Annotated in this window: 16 protein-coding genes and 1 riboswitch; of the genes, 8 read left to right on the plus strand and 8 right to left on the minus strand. The window is 54.6% G+C overall.

Annotated features, from left to right (window positions below):
- The first annotated feature begins 35 nt into the window (after window positions 1-35).
- Window positions 36-530 carry a GNAT family N-acetyltransferase gene (locus KHS78_RS14060; protein WP_211829107.1) on the plus strand — a complete coding sequence of 165 codons (495 nt, stop codon included), beginning with the start codon at window positions 36-38 and terminating at the stop codon, window positions 528-530.
- 146 nt (window positions 531-676) lie between these two features.
- Complete coding sequence (locus KHS78_RS14065) at window positions 677-1648, plus strand: AEC family transporter (protein WP_211829108.1); 972 nt, start codon at window positions 677-679, stop codon at window positions 1646-1648.
- Here the strand turns inward: KHS78_RS14065 and KHS78_RS14070 are convergent.
- The gene (locus KHS78_RS14070; protein ID WP_211829109.1) at window positions 1631-2548 is read right to left on the minus strand and encodes a LysR family transcriptional regulator; all 918 of its coding nucleotides are present in this window, start codon (window positions 2546-2548) and stop codon (window positions 1631-1633) included. The genes KHS78_RS14065 and KHS78_RS14070 overlap by 18 nt on opposite strands.
- A 301-nt stretch (window positions 2549-2849) precedes the next feature.
- Here KHS78_RS14070 and KHS78_RS14075 point away from each other — a divergent pair, with 301 nt between their 5' ends.
- On the plus strand, window positions 2850-3656 hold the full coding sequence (locus KHS78_RS14075; RefSeq protein ID WP_211829110.1) for a crotonase/enoyl-CoA hydratase family protein: 807 nt from the start codon (window positions 2850-2852) through the stop codon (window positions 3654-3656).
- 2 nt (window positions 3657-3658) lie between these two features.
- On the opposite strand, the gene KHS78_RS14080 is transcribed toward KHS78_RS14075, so the two are convergent.
- Window positions 3659-4114 (minus strand): acyl-CoA thioesterase, encoded by a 456-nt coding sequence (locus tag KHS78_RS14080; RefSeq protein WP_211829111.1) that lies wholly within the window; start codon window positions 4112-4114, stop codon window positions 3659-3661.
- Between the two features lie 135 nt (window positions 4115-4249).
- On the opposite strand from KHS78_RS14080, the gene KHS78_RS14085 reads away from it, so the two are divergent.
- A complete protein-coding gene (locus KHS78_RS14085; protein WP_211829112.1) occupies window positions 4250-4777 on the plus strand; it encodes a DUF2058 domain-containing protein in 528 nt (175 codons plus the stop codon).
- Window positions 4778-4844: 67 nt separating this feature from the next.
- On the opposite strand, the gene KHS78_RS14090 is transcribed toward KHS78_RS14085, so the two are convergent.
- The gene (locus KHS78_RS14090; RefSeq protein ID WP_211829113.1) at window positions 4845-6209 is read right to left on the minus strand and encodes an alanine/glycine:cation symporter family protein; all 1365 of its coding nucleotides are present in this window, start codon (window positions 6207-6209) and stop codon (window positions 4845-4847) included.
- A gap of 132 nt (window positions 6210-6341) precedes the next feature.
- A riboswitch (glycine riboswitch) is annotated at window positions 6342-6457 on the minus strand.
- 232 nt (window positions 6458-6689) lie between these two features.
- Window positions 6690-8399: a C4-dicarboxylic acid transporter DauA gene (gene dauA, locus KHS78_RS14095; protein WP_211829114.1), complete on the minus strand. Its 1710-nt coding sequence runs from the start codon at window positions 8397-8399 to the stop codon at window positions 6690-6692.
- Window positions 8400-8610: 211 nt separating this feature from the next.
- Here dauA and KHS78_RS14100 point away from each other — a divergent pair, with 211 nt between their 5' ends.
- On the plus strand, window positions 8611-9936 hold the full coding sequence (locus tag KHS78_RS14100) for an amino acid permease (protein WP_211829115.1): 1326 nt from the start codon (window positions 8611-8613) through the stop codon (window positions 9934-9936).
- Window positions 9937-10002: 66 nt separating this feature from the next.
- A complete protein-coding gene (locus tag KHS78_RS14105; RefSeq protein ID WP_211829116.1) occupies window positions 10003-10461 on the plus strand; it encodes a YcgN family cysteine cluster protein in 459 nt (152 codons plus the stop codon).
- Between the two features lie 41 nt (window positions 10462-10502).
- Here KHS78_RS14105 and KHS78_RS14110 read toward each other — a convergent pair whose 3' ends face one another.
- Window positions 10503-10799 (minus strand): hypothetical protein, encoded by a 297-nt coding sequence (locus KHS78_RS14110; protein ID WP_211829117.1) that lies wholly within the window; start codon window positions 10797-10799, stop codon window positions 10503-10505.
- A 415-nt stretch (window positions 10800-11214) separates the two neighbouring features.
- Between KHS78_RS14110 and KHS78_RS14115 the strand changes: the two genes are divergently transcribed.
- Both KHS78_RS14115 and KHS78_RS14120 read left to right on the plus strand, forming a co-directional pair.
- Entirely contained in the window at window positions 11215-11469 is a 255-nt protein-coding gene (locus tag KHS78_RS14115; protein WP_211829118.1) for a DUF406 family protein, read from the plus strand.
- A 348-nt stretch (window positions 11470-11817) separates the two neighbouring features.
- Window positions 11818-13794, plus strand: coding sequence for a BCCT family transporter (locus tag KHS78_RS14120; RefSeq protein ID WP_211829119.1), 1977 nt, complete (start codon window positions 11818-11820; stop codon window positions 13792-13794).
- Window positions 13795-13893: 99 nt separating this feature from the next.
- Here KHS78_RS14120 and KHS78_RS14125 read toward each other — a convergent pair whose 3' ends face one another.
- From KHS78_RS14125 to KHS78_RS14135, 3 genes are read right to left on the minus strand one after another with little or no spacing between them, the layout of a single operon-like run.
- Window positions 13894-14700, minus strand: coding sequence for an ABC transporter ATP-binding protein (locus KHS78_RS14125; RefSeq protein ID WP_211829120.1), 807 nt, complete (start codon window positions 14698-14700; stop codon window positions 13894-13896).
- Window positions 14697-15728 (minus strand): FecCD family ABC transporter permease, encoded by a 1032-nt coding sequence (locus KHS78_RS14130; RefSeq protein ID WP_211829121.1) that lies wholly within the window; start codon window positions 15726-15728, stop codon window positions 14697-14699. Before KHS78_RS14130 ends, KHS78_RS14125 begins: the two co-directional genes overlap by 4 nt.
- Window positions 15725-16744, minus strand: a complete 1020-nt coding sequence (locus KHS78_RS14135) for a FecCD family ABC transporter permease (protein ID WP_246506493.1) — start codon at window positions 16742-16744, stop codon at window positions 15725-15727. Before KHS78_RS14135 ends, KHS78_RS14130 begins: the two co-directional genes overlap by 4 nt.
- Between the last annotated feature and the right edge of the window lies 1 nt (window position 16745).

Raw genomic sequence — 16745 nt, forward strand, 5'->3', positions numbered from 1 at the left:
TCCGTGAATACATACCTGTCATGGGGGGAGAGAGTATGATTCGTGATTGTATGCCGGCAGACGCTGCCCGTGTTTGCGCGATTTATAATTATTATATTGAAGAAAGTACAGCGACCTTTGAAGAGCAGGTGCTTACTCAGGATGTCATGCTTGATCGCATGTTTGCCATACAGGCTCAGTTTCCCTGGTTAGTGATTGAGGATGAAGGGCAAGTTATGGGCTATGCCTATGCCAGTTCCTGGAAAGACCGGTCTGCTTATCGCTATGCCTGTGAAGTCAGTGTTTATATCGCAAAAGACGCGTCAGGCCGTGGTTTGGGGGCGCAACTCTATGAGGCTTTGTTTGAACGACTGTCTGCCATGTCGATACATACGGTGATCGGTATCGTGTCACTGCCAAACGCGGGCAGTGTCCGATTGCATGAACGGCTGGGTTTTGTTCAGGTGGCCCATTTAAGGGAGGTCGGCGTCAAGTTTGGACGCAGGCTGGATGTGGGGTACTGGCAACGCCTGCTTCCCGCAGCTGAATAATCAGTGGAATAGCCCAACCCCGTCGTATCCGGGATTCATGACGCCCATGGCATAATCGACGGGATTCTTTGCGGTAATACGGCTTTTTCTACAGCTTGGTGACGTCTTATGATCGGATGATTCCTGATGATGCGATGGTATTCGTTTTGGCTGTTCTCCTGAGTGCACTGTTTCCCGTCTTTGCCATGATGTTGTCCGGCGGTATTGCTGCCCGTTTTTCATTGCTGCCATCCGGTGGTGATACAGCACTGAATCGTTATGTCTATTATTTCGCGGTGCCCGCTTTGCTGATCACTGGGCTGGGTGAAGCGTCCGTGGATCAGATTCTTCGCTGGGACTTCATGATCGGTTACCTTCTGGCGGCAATGGGCGTCTATGTCGGGGTTTTTGTGATTGCTCACTGCCTGCTGAAACGGTCGATAGCAGAAAGTGGCATACAGTCGTATACCGCGTCTTTTGCGAATACGGGATATATCGGTATTCCCCTGTTGCTGGGGCTGTTTCCTGATTCGCCGGATGCCATTATTGCTGCGGTGATCACCACGGTGTTGTCCAACGTTATGCTGGCGCTAGCCTTGGCCAAGATTGAGCTGCATTATGCCAAGCAGGGGTATCGCATCCATCAATTGGTCGGGCGTATTGTTGTTCGCGTCCTCATGAATCCCTTCATATTGGCATCGGTGGTTGGCTTTTTAATCAGTTGGCTGCAGGTGACGATACCGGCACCGATCAGTCGATTTCTGCATATGCTGGCTGATACTACCTGCCCCGTAGCTCTTTTTGCGATTGGGATGGTGCTGGCTGGACGATCGGCGGAGCAATCTGCACCGGCGCCAGGTGGTTCACGGGAAGTGGCCAGTCTGTTGGTCGTCAGTGGCGCCAAACTGATACTGCAACCGGTGTTGACGCTGGTTTGTCTGCGTTACCTGGGTGTCAGCGGGCAGTGGTTACGCATGGGAACCCTGCTGGCCGCCTTGCCAACGGCCGCCAATGTGTACGTGATTGCTGAACAGTATGGGATTTACACCAAAGGGGCTGCACGGGCGATTATGGTAGGAACCCTCCTGACCTTACTGACCGTGCCGCTGGTTCAAATCCTGTTAACCCGAATGGCCTGAGTGCCTGTCACCCAGTACCGGGTGCAGGCGTTCCTGCATGAAATCCATAAACAGGCGAACGCGCCTCGGCAGATGTTCACGGCTGTGATAGATCATACTGAGTGTGCGGCATGCACCTTCCCATTCCGGCAGTAGTGGGGCCAGGGGAACCTTGTCCTGATGCATGGCAACATAGGCATGGGGCAGATTCACAATCCCGAGTCCCCGGCCCGCTGCGATTACTGCTGTAAACATCTCGTTGACGTTGATGCGTGGCGGTTTCTGGACGCGGATAAAGGCGCCTCCGGGGTGAGTCAGTCGCCACTCTTTCAGCGGCCAGGTCATGATCAGATCATGGCCGGACAACTGATCCGGATGCTCCGGCATACCGCGTTCCCTGAGATAGTGATGGCTGGCATACAGGCCATAGCGCAGCCGGCCGATGGGTCTGGCGATCAGGTCGGAATCGGGCAGTTCTCCTCCCACGAAGGCGACATCAATCGACTGATCCAGAAAGGAAGGGAAGTCATTGGTCAAGTCAATATCAAGGCGGATGGTCGGCCACTCGACACTGAAGTCTGCAAAATGCGGTGACAGGAAACTGCTGGCCAGGTTGATGGGGGCGGTAATGCGTAACAGGCCTTCCGGTGTTTCCAGAGATTGCTGCAATTCCCGGTTGGCGGCTTCAATCGCATCAAGTCCGGCGGCACATTGGTGGAAATAGCGCTGACCGGTTTCCGTCAGTTGCAGACGACGGGTGGACCGTATTAATAAACGGCAGCCAAGACCTTTCTCAAGTTGACTGATTTTGCGGCTGACGGTTGAGGCGGGAATGCCAAGATAACGAGATGCTGAGGTAAAACTGCCTTCTCGAATGACGGTGATGAATACCTGTAACGCTTCCAGGCTGGCCTCTTGCATGGCGGGCAACACTGATCCTTCTGATTAAACTCGCGCACCCTATCGCCAGAATGTAGAAAAAGCAATTGAGTGGCTGCTAATGATAAGAAAGAACACTTGCCTGGATGTTTTCGAAAGAACAGTACATTAGAATATTTTACGGTATTCCTGAGCGCATTCCGTCAGAAAGGGATTGTCGATGTCGTATAGCCAAAGGGATTGTATGATGCAGTAGGCCATGATCTCTGCCATCATGCGATACATCAAGGAATGAATAATAAATACTCAGTCATTGTCTTTTGATTTGAAGCGGAATACGACTATGCCAGAGCAGCCAATACTGTTGTTTGAGCAACAGGATCACATTGCCACGATAACGTTGAACAGGCCTGAGACGCGTAATGCCATTTCTGAATCTGATATGGTTGAGGCCCTGGTGTCGGTCTGTCAGCGATTAAATGAGGATGACTCGATTCGTGTGGCGATTTTGACAGCCACAGGCAGCACCTTCTGCTCCGGTGGCAATATCAAGGATATGCGGGATAAACAGGGCATGTTCGCTGGCGATGAGAAGGCATTGATGGAGAATTACCGGCAGGGTATTCAGCGTATTCCCTTGGCTTTCTCCCAGGTAGAAGTGCCGGTTATCGCAGCAGTCAATGGTGCGGCCGTAGGGGCGGGCTGTGATCTTGCCTGTATGTGTGATATCCGCATTGCATCAGACAATGCGTTGTTTGCTGAAAGTTTCATCAAACTGGGTCTTATTCCCGGGGACGGTGGTGCCTGGTTGTTACCCCGTGTCATTGGTATCAGTCGCGCAACTGAAATGGCATTGACTGGGCGGTCCATTAACGCCGAAACGGCCTGTCGCTGGGGGCTGGTTTCGGACGTAGTCAGTGCTGATGAACTGATGAAGCGTGCCAATGCCATTGCGCAGGAAATCGCGGCGAATCCCCCGCTGGCCTTAAAAGCCACCAAGCGACTTCTGCAGCATGGGCAGACCATGCCATTGTCTGAGCTGTTGGCCGCATCCGCCAGCATACAGGCGACGTTGCATGGCACCGAGGATCACAGTGAAGCCGTCAATGCATTCCTGGAAAAACGGAAACCCCAATTTACCGGGCAATAGTGTCAGGGCGTTGCCTGCTGGGTTACACCGGCCTGGTGGGCGTTGGCCATAAAACCGGGCATGCGGGCCGGTTTACCTGTGGAGATTGCAATACAGGTGTAATCAATATCTGCGGTAACCAGTGTGGCACCGTCGCTGGTGCGGATAATCTGGAAGTGTCGGCTGGCATGCAGACGGTTGGCCCTGGTCAGCCAAGTGCCGACTTTCAGTAACGAACCAGACGATGCCGCAGTGTGATAGTGGATATGGGTGTCGACGGTTGCCATGGCGCGATCAGCCTGTTGCCAGGCGAACCAGGGGGCGCCGAGATCCGTGATATGCAGCCAGGCGGCCTGTTCCATCCATTGCAGATACACGGTGTTGTTGACGTGACCCAGGCGGTCGGTATGTTCGAATCCGGCAGACACCGTCATGATAGAGGGCGACGGTAAATCCCATGTCCATTGCGTTTGGCTCACGTATACACCCTGGTTTGTTATTAACGCTAACTGGCATGTTAGAGAGCGCGGTCATTCTGTACAACCCCGGGGGTGCGATCGCTGGTTGGCAGGGTATAATCGCATTATTTGTATCACTTCAATGATTAAAGAGTTATGAGCCTGTCATTACGAGACCAGTTGTTGAAAGCCGGTGCGGTCAGCAAAAAGCAGCACCAGCAAGCCCGCACCCAGAAGAAAAAGGATCGTAAGTCCGGTAAGGAAGACGATTCTGCGGCCAGCAAGGCCGCGGCCCAGAAAGCCCGCGAAGAGCAGGCGGCCCGGGACCGTGAACTGAATCGTCAGCGGGAAGATGAGCGTACCCGCAAGGCGATCCAGGCCCAGATCCGTCAGCTGGCCAGTGATCATCAGGTGGCAAGGGAAGCGGGTGAAACACCTTATCGTTTCAATGACCGTGGCACGATCAAGAAGTGGTATATCTCTGATCAGCAGCTGGACCGTATCGCTAATGGTCAGTTGGCAGTGATCGGTCTGGATGACGAGTATTACCTGGTGCCTTACCAGATTGCGGAAAAGATCGCAGAGCGTGATGAAGCGGCGATACTGGTGCTGAATACCCGCAAGGATGTCGATGAAGATGATCCGTATGCGGACTACCAGATTCCAGATGACCTGATGTGGTGAGCCCGTAGATCCTGCCCCAAAAATGAAAAAACACCGGCTGCTGCCGGTGTTTTTCTATGAGTCTTTTTCAGGCTGAAGCCGCTTTTTCGTCCCGAAGTCCATCAAGGAAAACGCGGGTTTCGGCAATGACGACATGCCGAAGGCCGATCAATCCAATCAGATTGGGCACTGCCATGAGACCATTGACGATATCCGCCAGAATCCAGATCATATCCAGTGTCAGGAAGGCGCCGACGCCAACCAGCAGGATATAGATCAGACGGTAAATCCTCACCCCTCGAACGCCAAACAGGTAAGTGAAACACTTCTCGCCGTAGTAGCTCCAGCCCAGAATGGTGGTGAATGCAAAAAAGACCAGGCCGATGGTGACCACATACTGTCCGGCAAAGGCTGACAGTCCGGTTGAAAAGGCTTCGCTGGTCATGGCAGCGCCCGCCTGTTCACCCTGCCAGGCGCCGGTGATGACCAGTGTCAGTCCGGTCATAGTGCAGATGATCAGAGTATCGAAAAAGGTACCGGTCATGGCGACCATCCCCTGTTTCGCGGGCGAATGCGTCCTTGCCGCTGCTGCGGCAATGGGGGCGCTACCCAGCCCAGCCTCATTGGAAAAGACCCCCCGGGCAATACCCGACTGGATGGCCAGCATGATCGTTGCCCCCAGGAATCCGCCGGCCGCTGCTGTCGGTGTGAACGCACTGCGAATCACCAGCGCAACGGCATCCGGCAAGGCCGAGATGTTATTGCCCAGCACCAGCAGGCAGGCGCCGATATAGAGCAGGGCCATAAACGGGACTATCCGGGTAGCCACGGCAGCAATGCTGGTGATACCGCCCAGAATGACCATGGCGACCAGAAGGGTCAGGACCGTCGCTGAAACGCTGACCGGAATGCCGAAGGAAAGGGCGGCGGCATCCGTGATGGCATTGACCTGGGGAAAGGTGCCGATTCCGAAAAAGGCCACGGCAACACCAAAGAACGCGAACAAGCGAGCCAGCCAGCGCTGTCCGAGACCGTCTTCTAGGTAATACATGGGACCACCGGCCATCTGGCCCTTGGCATCGGTCCGGCGGTATTTCACGGCCAGCAGGCATTCGGCGTATTTGGTTGCCATGCCAAAGAATGCGGCGAGCCACATCCAGAACAGCGCCCCCGGTCCGCCGGTCTTGATGGCGGTGGCGACACCCACGATGTTGCCGGTGCCAATGGTGGCCGACAACGCGGTGCAAAGTGCTGCAAAGCTGGAAATATCCCCCTTGGCGCCGGTGTTGTCCCGGGTGAACAGGAAGGCGAGTGCACGGGGCAGGTAACGGATCTGCAAAAGACCCAACCTGAGGGTGAAGTAGACACCGGTACCCACCAGAAGAATGAGCAGGGGCGGTCCCCAAACCCAGTCATCCACGGTTTCAAGTACCGTATGTAACGCGTCGAGCATGTAAATCCTCCGTCAAAAACTGATACTGCAGCGTTTTTTCAGAAGGAGAAGCAGGTTGTACTCCAGAAGGGCGTAAGATTAGACGACACCGCCAATAGTGGCGGTAAACGCATCGGTCCCGAAAACGGAATAAGCCTGTCCCCTGTCCTTTTGCCTGAGAGTTTCAAACGGTTTTTGAGTATTTCCAAAAAATCGTTTTTGCTCCTTCGGCGTCCGGTTTTGCACCGGATCTCTCCAGAGGCCCGTCCAGTAGCAGTCCACGTCATCCGTCGAACAGCAAGGGCTGTTCGACGGGGGAGACACCTGAAAGATTTACTTCTTCGGTGGGTGATGGCTCTGAATAACCATTCACCGCTCTCCTGCTACCTTCATCCGGGTAAGGCTTCATGATGAAGCGGTGCCATTGTAACAATGGCACCGGGAAAAAACATCGGGAGGTGTCATCAGGGATGTCCGTATTCCTGACAAACGTGTTTGAGGTTATGACCGAAGCTGCAGCTGTGCCATGGCGTGGCTGCAGCTTTCCTGCATATCCCGCCCGAAGTCAATGTCACCCTTGCGCTTGCGGATACCCGCCCTGCGCAGTTTCAGAATGATGCGTGGTTCCAGGTTGTTCAGTACCAGGCCGGTATTGCGCTTCTGCAAATCGTTCAGAATGTTTTCCATGGCGATGATCGCTGTCATGTCGACCATGTTGACGTCGCTCATATCCAGGATGACGACCTTGATGTGGTCATCCATACGCTGAATCATGCTGAGTGCCCGCTGCGCCGCACCAAAGAAAAGCGCGCCGTTGATATCGTAGATTTCGATCGGATCCGGCAGTGAAACGGTGTCCTCGTGGGCATGGTGTTCAACCCGGTCGGCGCGGGTCAGGTCGCTGATGCGTTTGATCAGTAACAATCCGGCCAGCAGCATACCTACGGTGACGGCGATGACCATGTCAAAGGCAACGGTCAGGGCAAAACAGGTCAACAGAACCGCGACATCCTGCCGGGGGGCAACGCGAACCACCCGGATGAAGTGCGGCGCTTCGCTCATGTTCCAGGCCACCATCATTAACAGGGCCGCCAGTGACGCCATGGGTACGATAGAGAGTACCGGCGCCAGCAACAGGACGGACAGGAGCACAAAGAGTGCATGAATCATCGCGGCGACCGGGGATACCGATCCGCTGCGGATGCTGGTGGCGGTTCGGGCAATGGCTGCCGTGGCAGGAATCCCGCCAAAGAACGGCGCAACAATATTGCCGATACCCTGGCCGATCAGCTCACTGTTGGGGTTATGCCGGGTGCGGGTCATGCCATCGGCCACCACGGCGCAGAGGAGTGATTCAATGGCGCCAAGCATGGCAATGGCAAACGCCGCGGTCATGAGGTCTTTAATCAACCCATAGGACAGGCCCAGGGGCTGGCCATCCGGTCCCGGCAGGTTCCAGGGCAGGACAAAATGGGGCAGCAGGGGAGGTATACCCTGTCCGCTCATGCCTTCAATAGACCAGCTGAACCGGGAACCGATGGTGGCGATATCAGGACTGTTCACCAGTTGGGTGATGATCCAGGCACACAGGGAACCGGCAATGAGTGCCGGCAAATGCGGGGGAAGTCGACGGCTGAACTTCCGCCAGAGCAGGAACGTGGCCAGTGTCACGGATGCTGTCAGGGTATCCCAGATATTGAGGGTGGGTAATGCCAGCACCAGTGCTTGTACTTTCTCGAGGTAGAATTCCGGCATTTCGTGGATAGTCAGGCCAAAAAAGTCTTTCAGCTGCAGGGTTGCGATGACCACACCGATACCGGCCGTGAAACCGACGGTGACGGGGTAGGGGACAAACTCAATCAGCTTGCCCAGTTTTAACAGGCCCATAGCCAGCAGGATCAGGCCGGCCATAATCGTGGCCACCATCAGCCCGCCCAGGCCGTACTGCTGCGTGATGGGTAGCAGGATGACGACAAACGCTGCCGTTGGCCCCGTAATGTTGAATCGCGAGCCGCCGAACAGGGCGATCAGGAAGCCCGCGATGATGGCCGTGTAGAGGCCGTTTTCCGGTGCAGCCCCACTGGCGATGGCGAGTGCCATCGAGAGGGGTACGGCGACAATACCGACAGTTATGCCGGCAACACAGTCCTTGCGCAGATCACTGGCGCGATAGCCTTCTTGCAGGCTTTGTCTAATGGCAGTTGCGAACATCTCAGGGAACTTGATAGATAGGGTATATGAGAAAGCGTGAGATTATACGCTTTCTCATATAGCGGAAAATAAGGATTTACAGGGGGAGCATTGCCACTTCTACAGCGTTTGGACAATTCATCCAATTAAGCTGGAACTGACGAGCCATTTAGAAGGTCTCAGCTACTAGACTTTCTCAATAAATACCCAAGGTAGTACATGGAGCGTCATCATGGGGGGTAGCGAAAAAAAACTGACACTTTTACCGCTGACGGTAATCGTGACCGGCAACATGATGGGATCCGGTATTTTTCTGCTGCCTTCCAGTCTCGCCGCACTGGGTTCGGTGAGCCTGCTGGGGTGGCTGCTGACAGCCGGTGGCGCCATCATCATGGCCATGGTCTTTGCCCGGCTGGGCTTCCTGATGCCGCGGGCGGGTGGGATGTATGCCTACACCCGTGCCGGTATTGGCAATTTTGCCGGTTTCCAGGTGGTCTATGGTTACTGGTTTGCGATCTGGGGCGGTAATACTGCCATCGCACTCGCCGGTGTCGGCTATCTTGCTCATTTTTTCCCTGTGCTTGCCCAACCATTGCCCGCCTGTGTGATGGCTGTCTGTGTCATCTGGTTGCTGACAATACTCAATACACGGCAGATACGCCTGATTGGGAAGTTTCAGACGGTGACAACCACCTGCATGCTGATACCCGTTGTGGCAACAGCCTTACTGGGCTGGTTCTGGTTTGATGGAAGCGTGCTGATGGCTGCAAGCAATACATCAGGCCACTCGACGCTGGCGACGATTACCGCTGCTGCTTCCCTGACACTGTGGTCCTTTCTGGGGCTGGAATCGGCCTGTGTCCTGGCCGGACGGGCTGAAAAACCGGAGCGGGATGTGCCAATTGCGACGGTTGTCGGGACGTCACTGGCCGCTGCTCTCTATATTCTGAGTACAACGGTCCTGATGGGGATTGTGCCGGCGGCCGAGCTGGCACAATCAACGGCTCCCTTCTCACTGGTGGCATCGCATATCCTGGGAGACTGGGCTGGGGGGCTGGTCAGTGTGCTGGCGATTATTGCCTGTTTTGGCTGCCTGAATGGCTGGATCCTGATGCAGGGGCAGATCGCCAAAGCTGCAGCAGACGATTATCTGTTTCCCCGGCTTTTTTCGCGGGTGAATCGCCATAATGCGCCTGTTCATGGATTGATTGTGACGGCGATCCTGATGTCGCTGCTTCTGCTGCTGACCCTTTCGCCGACACTGAACAGACAATACGAAACTATTGCGCTGATGGCTGTACTGCTGACATTAGTGACCTATATCTATACGCTGCTGTCGGCACTGGTTGTCATGGAAAAAGAAGGCCTGCGGACGACTTATGGGCGTCGAACGACGCTGTTAAGTTTTTTGGGGGTGGCATATTGCTTCTGGGCGGTGATCGGTGCCGGTGAAACGGTACTGTTCTATGGGGGAATCGCCCTGTTATCGAGTGCTGTTGTTTATGCGGCCATGCGACGCTGGCATATCCGCCAAGGGATTTCCATCAAGCCTGAGTAGATCTCTCAGGTTGGCGTCGGCCGCGACGGGGGGTATGATGCCGCTCTTTTGTTTTGTCACTTGCCCATGATCGCTCAATCGCCATTGCCTTTCTGGCAGACCAAGACCCTGAATGAAATGACACCGTCCGAGTGGGAGTCGCTCTGTGACGGTTGTGGTCGATGCTGCCTGAACAAGTTGATTGATCCGGAAACGGATGTCATCTACACAACCGCCGTCGCCTGCAAGCTGCTTGATGCCAACAGTTGTCGTTGTAAAGACTATGCAGGCAGAAAGCGACACGTTCCTGATTGTATTCGTTTTACGCCTGAGACGATCGCTGATTATGACTGGCTACCGGATAGCTGTGCCTACCGGCTGTTGGCAGAGGGCTATGATCTGCCAGAGTGGCATCCGCTGGTGACCGATGATTCCGAAAGTGTCCATGAGGCAGGATTTTCTGTTCGTGGGATGGCCGTCTCAGAAGAGGAGGTGCCCAATCCGGATGACTGGCATGAATACATCATCCGGATTGTTGAGGCGTAAAGTGTAGTGGATCATTAGGTGTATTGTGGCCCGATAATGTGTCAGGCACGCATCATGGCGTTAGCGCCGTATTGCATGGCGGCGGCATGCTGGATGTGTTGTTTGATGCCACGGTCCAGGGCCTTGTCCAGGTCTGAAATCCCGAAACGGGCATTCTGCGCTTTAAGGCCAAAGTCTTTGCCCAGCTGGAAAGCGGCCGTTTCTGCTGCCCCTGACCAGTCAGTCGGGCAGGTGAAATAGTCGGTCATACGAGCCATGAGGCTGGCGTTGTACAGGGTAAGGATATCTTCAACACGTGTGTTCAGGTTTTCTGCGGGGAACAACTCACTCACTACCATACAGCACACCTTTTCTTTTATTGTCTAAAACAGACGTTTGTACTGTTTCTGTCGTCCTTTTTGTATCAGTTACAGTACCTGTCTGTCTAGCGGGGAGTGCTTTTTATGACATAAGGACATATTAAAAGTGCGTAGATTTCAGGGGTTTTTACGATTCGGAGCGCGCGATCAGATGGGATGATGTGTGGTTGTCACAATCAAATTCATGCGCAGAAAACTACACGACAATTGATTTATTTACGGGCCATTCAAACATTTTAAGGTCTGTTGCCAGGTTGGCATTACTTTATCTCCGGCTTGTTGATTTATGTCCATATAATCAGGCATGACAAAACCTATAGTGAAAATCAGGCTGGCTTATTGCCAGCCAGGGATTATTACAGGATTGAGTCCAATAATGTTCCTGGGGGATAACATGCTGACGTTTGCAGGCAATGAATCGACGAGTGCCGTCATTGATATTCATACGACGAGTCAGGATCATGCCAATGAACAATTGACCGTTTTCTCTGCCATCGCGGCGGTGATTTCACAGGATCAATGCCGTATTAATGCAGATTTTGCAACGACGGTTGAAGGTATTCGATTAACGGCCCGATTTGATTTTGAGTGCTGTGCTGAGAAATGGATATTTCAAATGAAATGCCAGCTGAAGGGAATCGTATGCTAAAGCCCCTGATGAATCATTTTAATGTTTTCATACTGGTTTGCTGGTGGATTTACTGCATTTATTTTTTCAGCTGAACCCATTCACTCCACCGGGTACTGGCCGTTAGCCAAGGGGTTACGTACGTGCTTCCCCCGTGACTGGGGGAACTTACCGTGAACTCAGGCGTCTAAAATGCTACAGTCTGCCTCGTTTAACGAGACAGGGTGCCAGCCCTGCCTGGAATGACTGTCTAGACTAGACAGGGTTTTCCTGTATCACGTTTGCTTGCTGCTTCCTGTCGCCCACTGTCTTTACTGTGCTTCAAATCAGCTGAGTCAACCTTCACACAAGCTAGGAGCCTCCTGCCCTATGTCCAATCCGGCGAATCAACAGCCGTCAAGACACACTATCAACCCCCCCGTTTTTTTTGGAGCAGCATTCCTTATCTGCCTGCTGGTCGGGATGACCGCGGCGTTTCCTGATCACGCAGATCGATGGTTCAATCATATTCAGGGCAGCATCGTCACCAATGCCAGCTGGTTCTACGTTGCTGCTGTCGCACTGATCCTGATCTGTGTCGCGTTTCTCGGGTTGTCCCGTTATGGGGATATCAAGCTCGGACCGGATCATGCCGAGCCGGATTTCAGTTTCGGCTCCTGGTTTGCCATGCTGTTTTCTGCCGGCATGGGGATCGGTCTGATGTTCTTTGGTGTGGCGGAACCGGTCATGCACTTCCTGTCACCTCCCCTGGGTGAGCCGGGTACCGTGGAAGCGGCCCGTGAGGCCATGAAACTGACATTCTTTCACTGGGGACTGCATGCCTGGGCGATCTACGCCATTGTGGCATTGATCCTCGCATTTTTTGGTTACCGTCATAACTTGCCTCTGACACTGCGCTCTGCGCTGTATCCCATGATCGGGGATCGAATATATGGTCCCATCGGGCATGCCATTGATATCTTTGCCATCCTGGGAACGGTTTTCGGTGTCGCCACCTCCCTGGGCTACGGCGTACTCCAGGTGAACTCCGGGTTGAATTACCTGTTTGATATTCCCGTGAACCGTGAAGTGCAGGTGATCCTGATTGTTGTGATCAGCGCATTGGCGACGCTTTCCGTGGCCACGGGGCTGGAAAAAGGCATACGACGACTGTCTGAATTTAACCTGATACTGGCGTTGGTGTTGCTGGGTCTGGTGATTATTGTGGGGCCGACCGTCCTGCTCCTGCAGATGTTTCTGCAAAATACCGGTGGTTATCTGTCCGAGATTGTCAGCAAGACCTTTAACCTGTATGCCTATGAGTCCTCGGACTGGATGGGCGGCTGGACGCTGTTGTACTGGGCCTGGTGGTTATCCTGGTCACCCTTTGTTGGCATGTTCATCGCGCGTATTTCACGGGGAAGAACTATCCGTGAGTTTGTAACGGGTGTGCTCTTTGTGCCAACCGGCTTTACCCTTCTGTGGATGACCGTGTTTGGTAATACGGCCATTGATATGATCATGCATCAGGGCAAGGAAGCTCTGGGTGAGGTGGTACAGCAGGATGTCTCTGTGGCGCTGTTCCAGTTCCTGGGCTATTTCCCGATGGCTGATATTCTCTCCTTTGTCGGGGTTTTGATGGTGGTTGTGTTTTTTGTCACGTCATCGGATTCCGGCGCCATGGTCATTGATATGCTCGCCTCAGGCGGCGAAAGCCGTACACCGGTCTGGCAGCGGGTATTCTGGGCCAGCCTGGTGGGGATAGTGGCCATTGTCCTGTTGATGGTTGGTGGTCTGGGGGCCTTGCAGACAGCCACTATCGCGAGTGCGTTGCCCTTTGCCTTGATTCTTCTGATGGCGAGTTATGGTTTGCTCAAAGCGTTGGCGATTGACGCCACCAAGAAAGAAAGTCTGGCGCAGGCAACCCTGACCCCTAAAGTAGGACGCAATCCGATTCCGTGGCAGCATCGCCTCAACAACATGGTGCATTTTCCCCGCCGGTTTGATGTCAACCGTTTCTTGAAGGAAGTGGTGATGCCGGCGATGGAGTCGGTATCGGCTGAACTGCAGAAACAGGGTGTAGAAAGCAACATCGTGTTTGATGAAAAGAAAGGTATGCCAAGTTTCAAGGTATTTCATGGTGAGGAGCATGACTTTCTCTATCAGGTTTATCCCAGAGCCTATATGCAGCCCAGCTTCATGATGGATGATGAAGAAGACGACGAGCGAAAATACTTCCGGGCAGAAGTCTTTCTGCGTGAAGGTGGTCAGGATTATGACATCATGGGTTGGACCCGCGACCAGGTAATTGGTGACATCATCGACCAGTATGAGAAGCATATGTACTTCCTGCATATGGTGCGCTAACGCCGGAATTTTATTCTGTCGTGTGGTATGAAAAAAGCCCGGTTGGGAAATCAATCGGGCTTTGTTATGGGTGTAATGTGTTGGGCAAGTATCGAGAACTTATACGCTCAGCGAATACCTGCCTTTTCCTTCGGGCACACAGGTGGGGGTGCCAAACAGCGGGCAGGGTACAATGCGTGACTCCAGCCCGAAGACATGGCGAACCAGTTCGCGGGTAATCACTTTCTCGGGTGCACCATGGTCGTACACTTTCCCTTTTCGAACCGCAACAATGTTATCCGCATACCGGCAGGCGAGGTTCAGGTCGTGCAGGACCATGACGATAGTGCGCCCGGAATACCGGTTCAGGTCAAACAGCAGATCCAGGATTTCGATCTGGTGGCTCAGGTCGAGGTAAGTGGTTGGCTCATCCAGAAGAATAACATCCGTATTCTGGGCCAGTGTCATGGCAATCCAGGCCCGTTGTCGCTGTCCACCGGACAGGGAGTCCACCTGTCGTTCACTCAAGTCTGCCATCTGTGTTGCTTCAAGCGCTTGCCGTACACAACGCTCATCGTCTTCTGACCACTGTTTCAGCCAGTTCTGGTGCGGATAACGCCCCTGGCGAACCAGCTGCAATACCGTCATACCTTCGGGGGCAACGGGTGACTGCGGCAAAATGGCCATTTTACGGGCTATATCCCGCGTAGCGCTGCGCATGACATCCTTGCCATTCAGCAGGATGGTTCCGGATAACGGTTTCAGCAGCCGTGCCATGGCGCGCAGCAAGGTGGATTTGCCACACCCATTGGCGCCAATCAATGTGGTGATCCTGCCTTCAGGAATATTCAGGGTGAGATCATCAATAACCACCTCACCGCCGTATCCCAGTGACAGTTGCTGGCTTTGCAGAATGGCACACGTCATTTTTTATTGACCAGTAAATAAATGAAGTAAGGGGCGCCAATCAGCGCGGTGAAGATGCCGACAGGCACTTCCATGGGGGCCAGCACGATACGTCCGGCCAGGTCGCTGCCCAGCACCAGCAAGGCGCCCACCAGTGCAGATCCGGGCAGATGGAGTTCAGGCATGTTGCCCAGCAGGCGTCTGGCGATATGGGGTGCCATGAGCCCGACAAAGCCGATGCTGCCACAGAAAGCGACACCGGCCGTGGCCAGTGCGGTACTCAGCATGATCAAGCCAAACCGCTCTCGGTTCAGTCGGCTGCCAAGGCTTTTTGCCAGGTCATCGCCCAGGGTTTGTGCGGACAGACTGCGCATAGCCAGCACCAGGAGCGGCAGTAGCAGCAGGTACCAGGATGAGAGAATCTGCACCTGCTGCCAGTTGGCGGCATTGAGGCTGCCATTCAACCAGACCTGAGCCTGAGCCGTATTCTGGATGGGGCTCTGGATCATGACAACGGTGCGGGCTGCAGAGAGCAGGGCGCCAAGGCCGATACCGATCAAGATCATGCGCCGTGGGGCCACTCCGCCTTTCCAGGCCATGGCATAGATGGCCAGAACCGTTACCAGGCCACCGGCGAAGACAAAGGCCGGTAGCCAGATAATATTGAACAGGCCGGCAAAGACGGTCAGGGCAAAGACGGCGACAACGCTGGCGCCGTCGGTGACGCCCAGCACATCCGGCGATGCCAGTGGATTTCGCATCAGTCCTTGCAGGATGGCACCTGCAATGCCGAGCCCTGTGCCCACGAGCAACGCCATCAGCATACGGGGCATCCTGAACTGCTGGATGATCAGTTGTTCAGTCTGGGTGCCTTGTCCCAGCAGTGTCTGGATCACGCGTACCGGATGAATGGTCATGGAGCCAGCCGCCATAGCCAGAATGGCCAGCGTCGCGGTAGCGAGCAGTAACAGTCCCAGGTGAATGAGTGCTCGTCGTGGCAGCAGGTGTGACACCCAGGCATTGCGCAGTACAAGATAGCCGGCGGTCATGTATTCAGGTTCCGTCGTGCATAAAGGATGAAAAAGGGCGCGCCGATCAGCGCCATGGTGACGCCAACCGGGGCTTCACGGGGCCAGACAATAAACCGTGCCAGGATATCGGCCACCAGTAGCAGACTGGCGCCGAGTAACAGAGAGGCGGGTATTGTCCACCGGAAGTTGGTGCCCACCAGTCCACGGGCCAGGTGTGGCGCCACAAGTCCGACAAAGGCGATCGGCCCGGCCATGGCGACCGACGTCCCGGCCAGTAATACGATCACCAGGGACGCCATCAGCTTGACCCACAGGGTACGTTGCCCCAAGCCTCTGGCAACGTCATCTCCCAGTGCCTGGGCATTCATCGCGGAAGAGAGCATCAGAGCACCCAGCCAGCCGGCCAGTTGCAGGGGAACCAGCGGCATGACCAGGTCCAGCCGGCGGCCTTCCACGGAACCGGATAACCAGAACAGCACTTCCTCCAGTGCCGATTCGTTGAAGACCAGCAGGCCGGAGGTTAACGAGGATAAAAAGGCGCTGATGGCAACACCGGCCAGGGTGAGATTCAGCGGCGACAGGGTGCCACCGGACAGCCCCAACCAGTAAACGACCAGTGCAGCCAGGGCGGCGCCCACCATGGCGAACAGGGTGTAACCTTCCAGGCTGGAGATGCCGAATACGGCAGTGGCGATCACGATGGCCAGAGAGGCGCCGCTGTTGATCCCGAATATCGCTGGCGATGCCAGCGGGTTGCGTGTCAGTCCCTGCATCAGGGAGCCGGAAACGGCCAGGCTTCCGCCCACCATCAAGGCAATGATGACCCGTGGAAGACGCATGTCGATAATAACAATATGATCACGACTTCCGTCGTAAGAAAGCAACGCTTCTACGACAGCCTGTCCGGAGATATCGGTATAGCCCAGTACCATGCTGGCGATGGCCAGTAGACATACGGTGACCAGCAGCCCCGGCATAATGAACAGGTTGCGTCGGAGCGGTGCGTGGGCAGTTTCCATCGTGATGGTGGTCATC

Origin of the sequence: Kistimonas asteriae (genome assembly GCF_018263925.1) — a bacterium.
GTDB lineage: Bacteria > Pseudomonadota > Gammaproteobacteria > Pseudomonadales > Endozoicomonadaceae > Kistimonas > Kistimonas asteriae.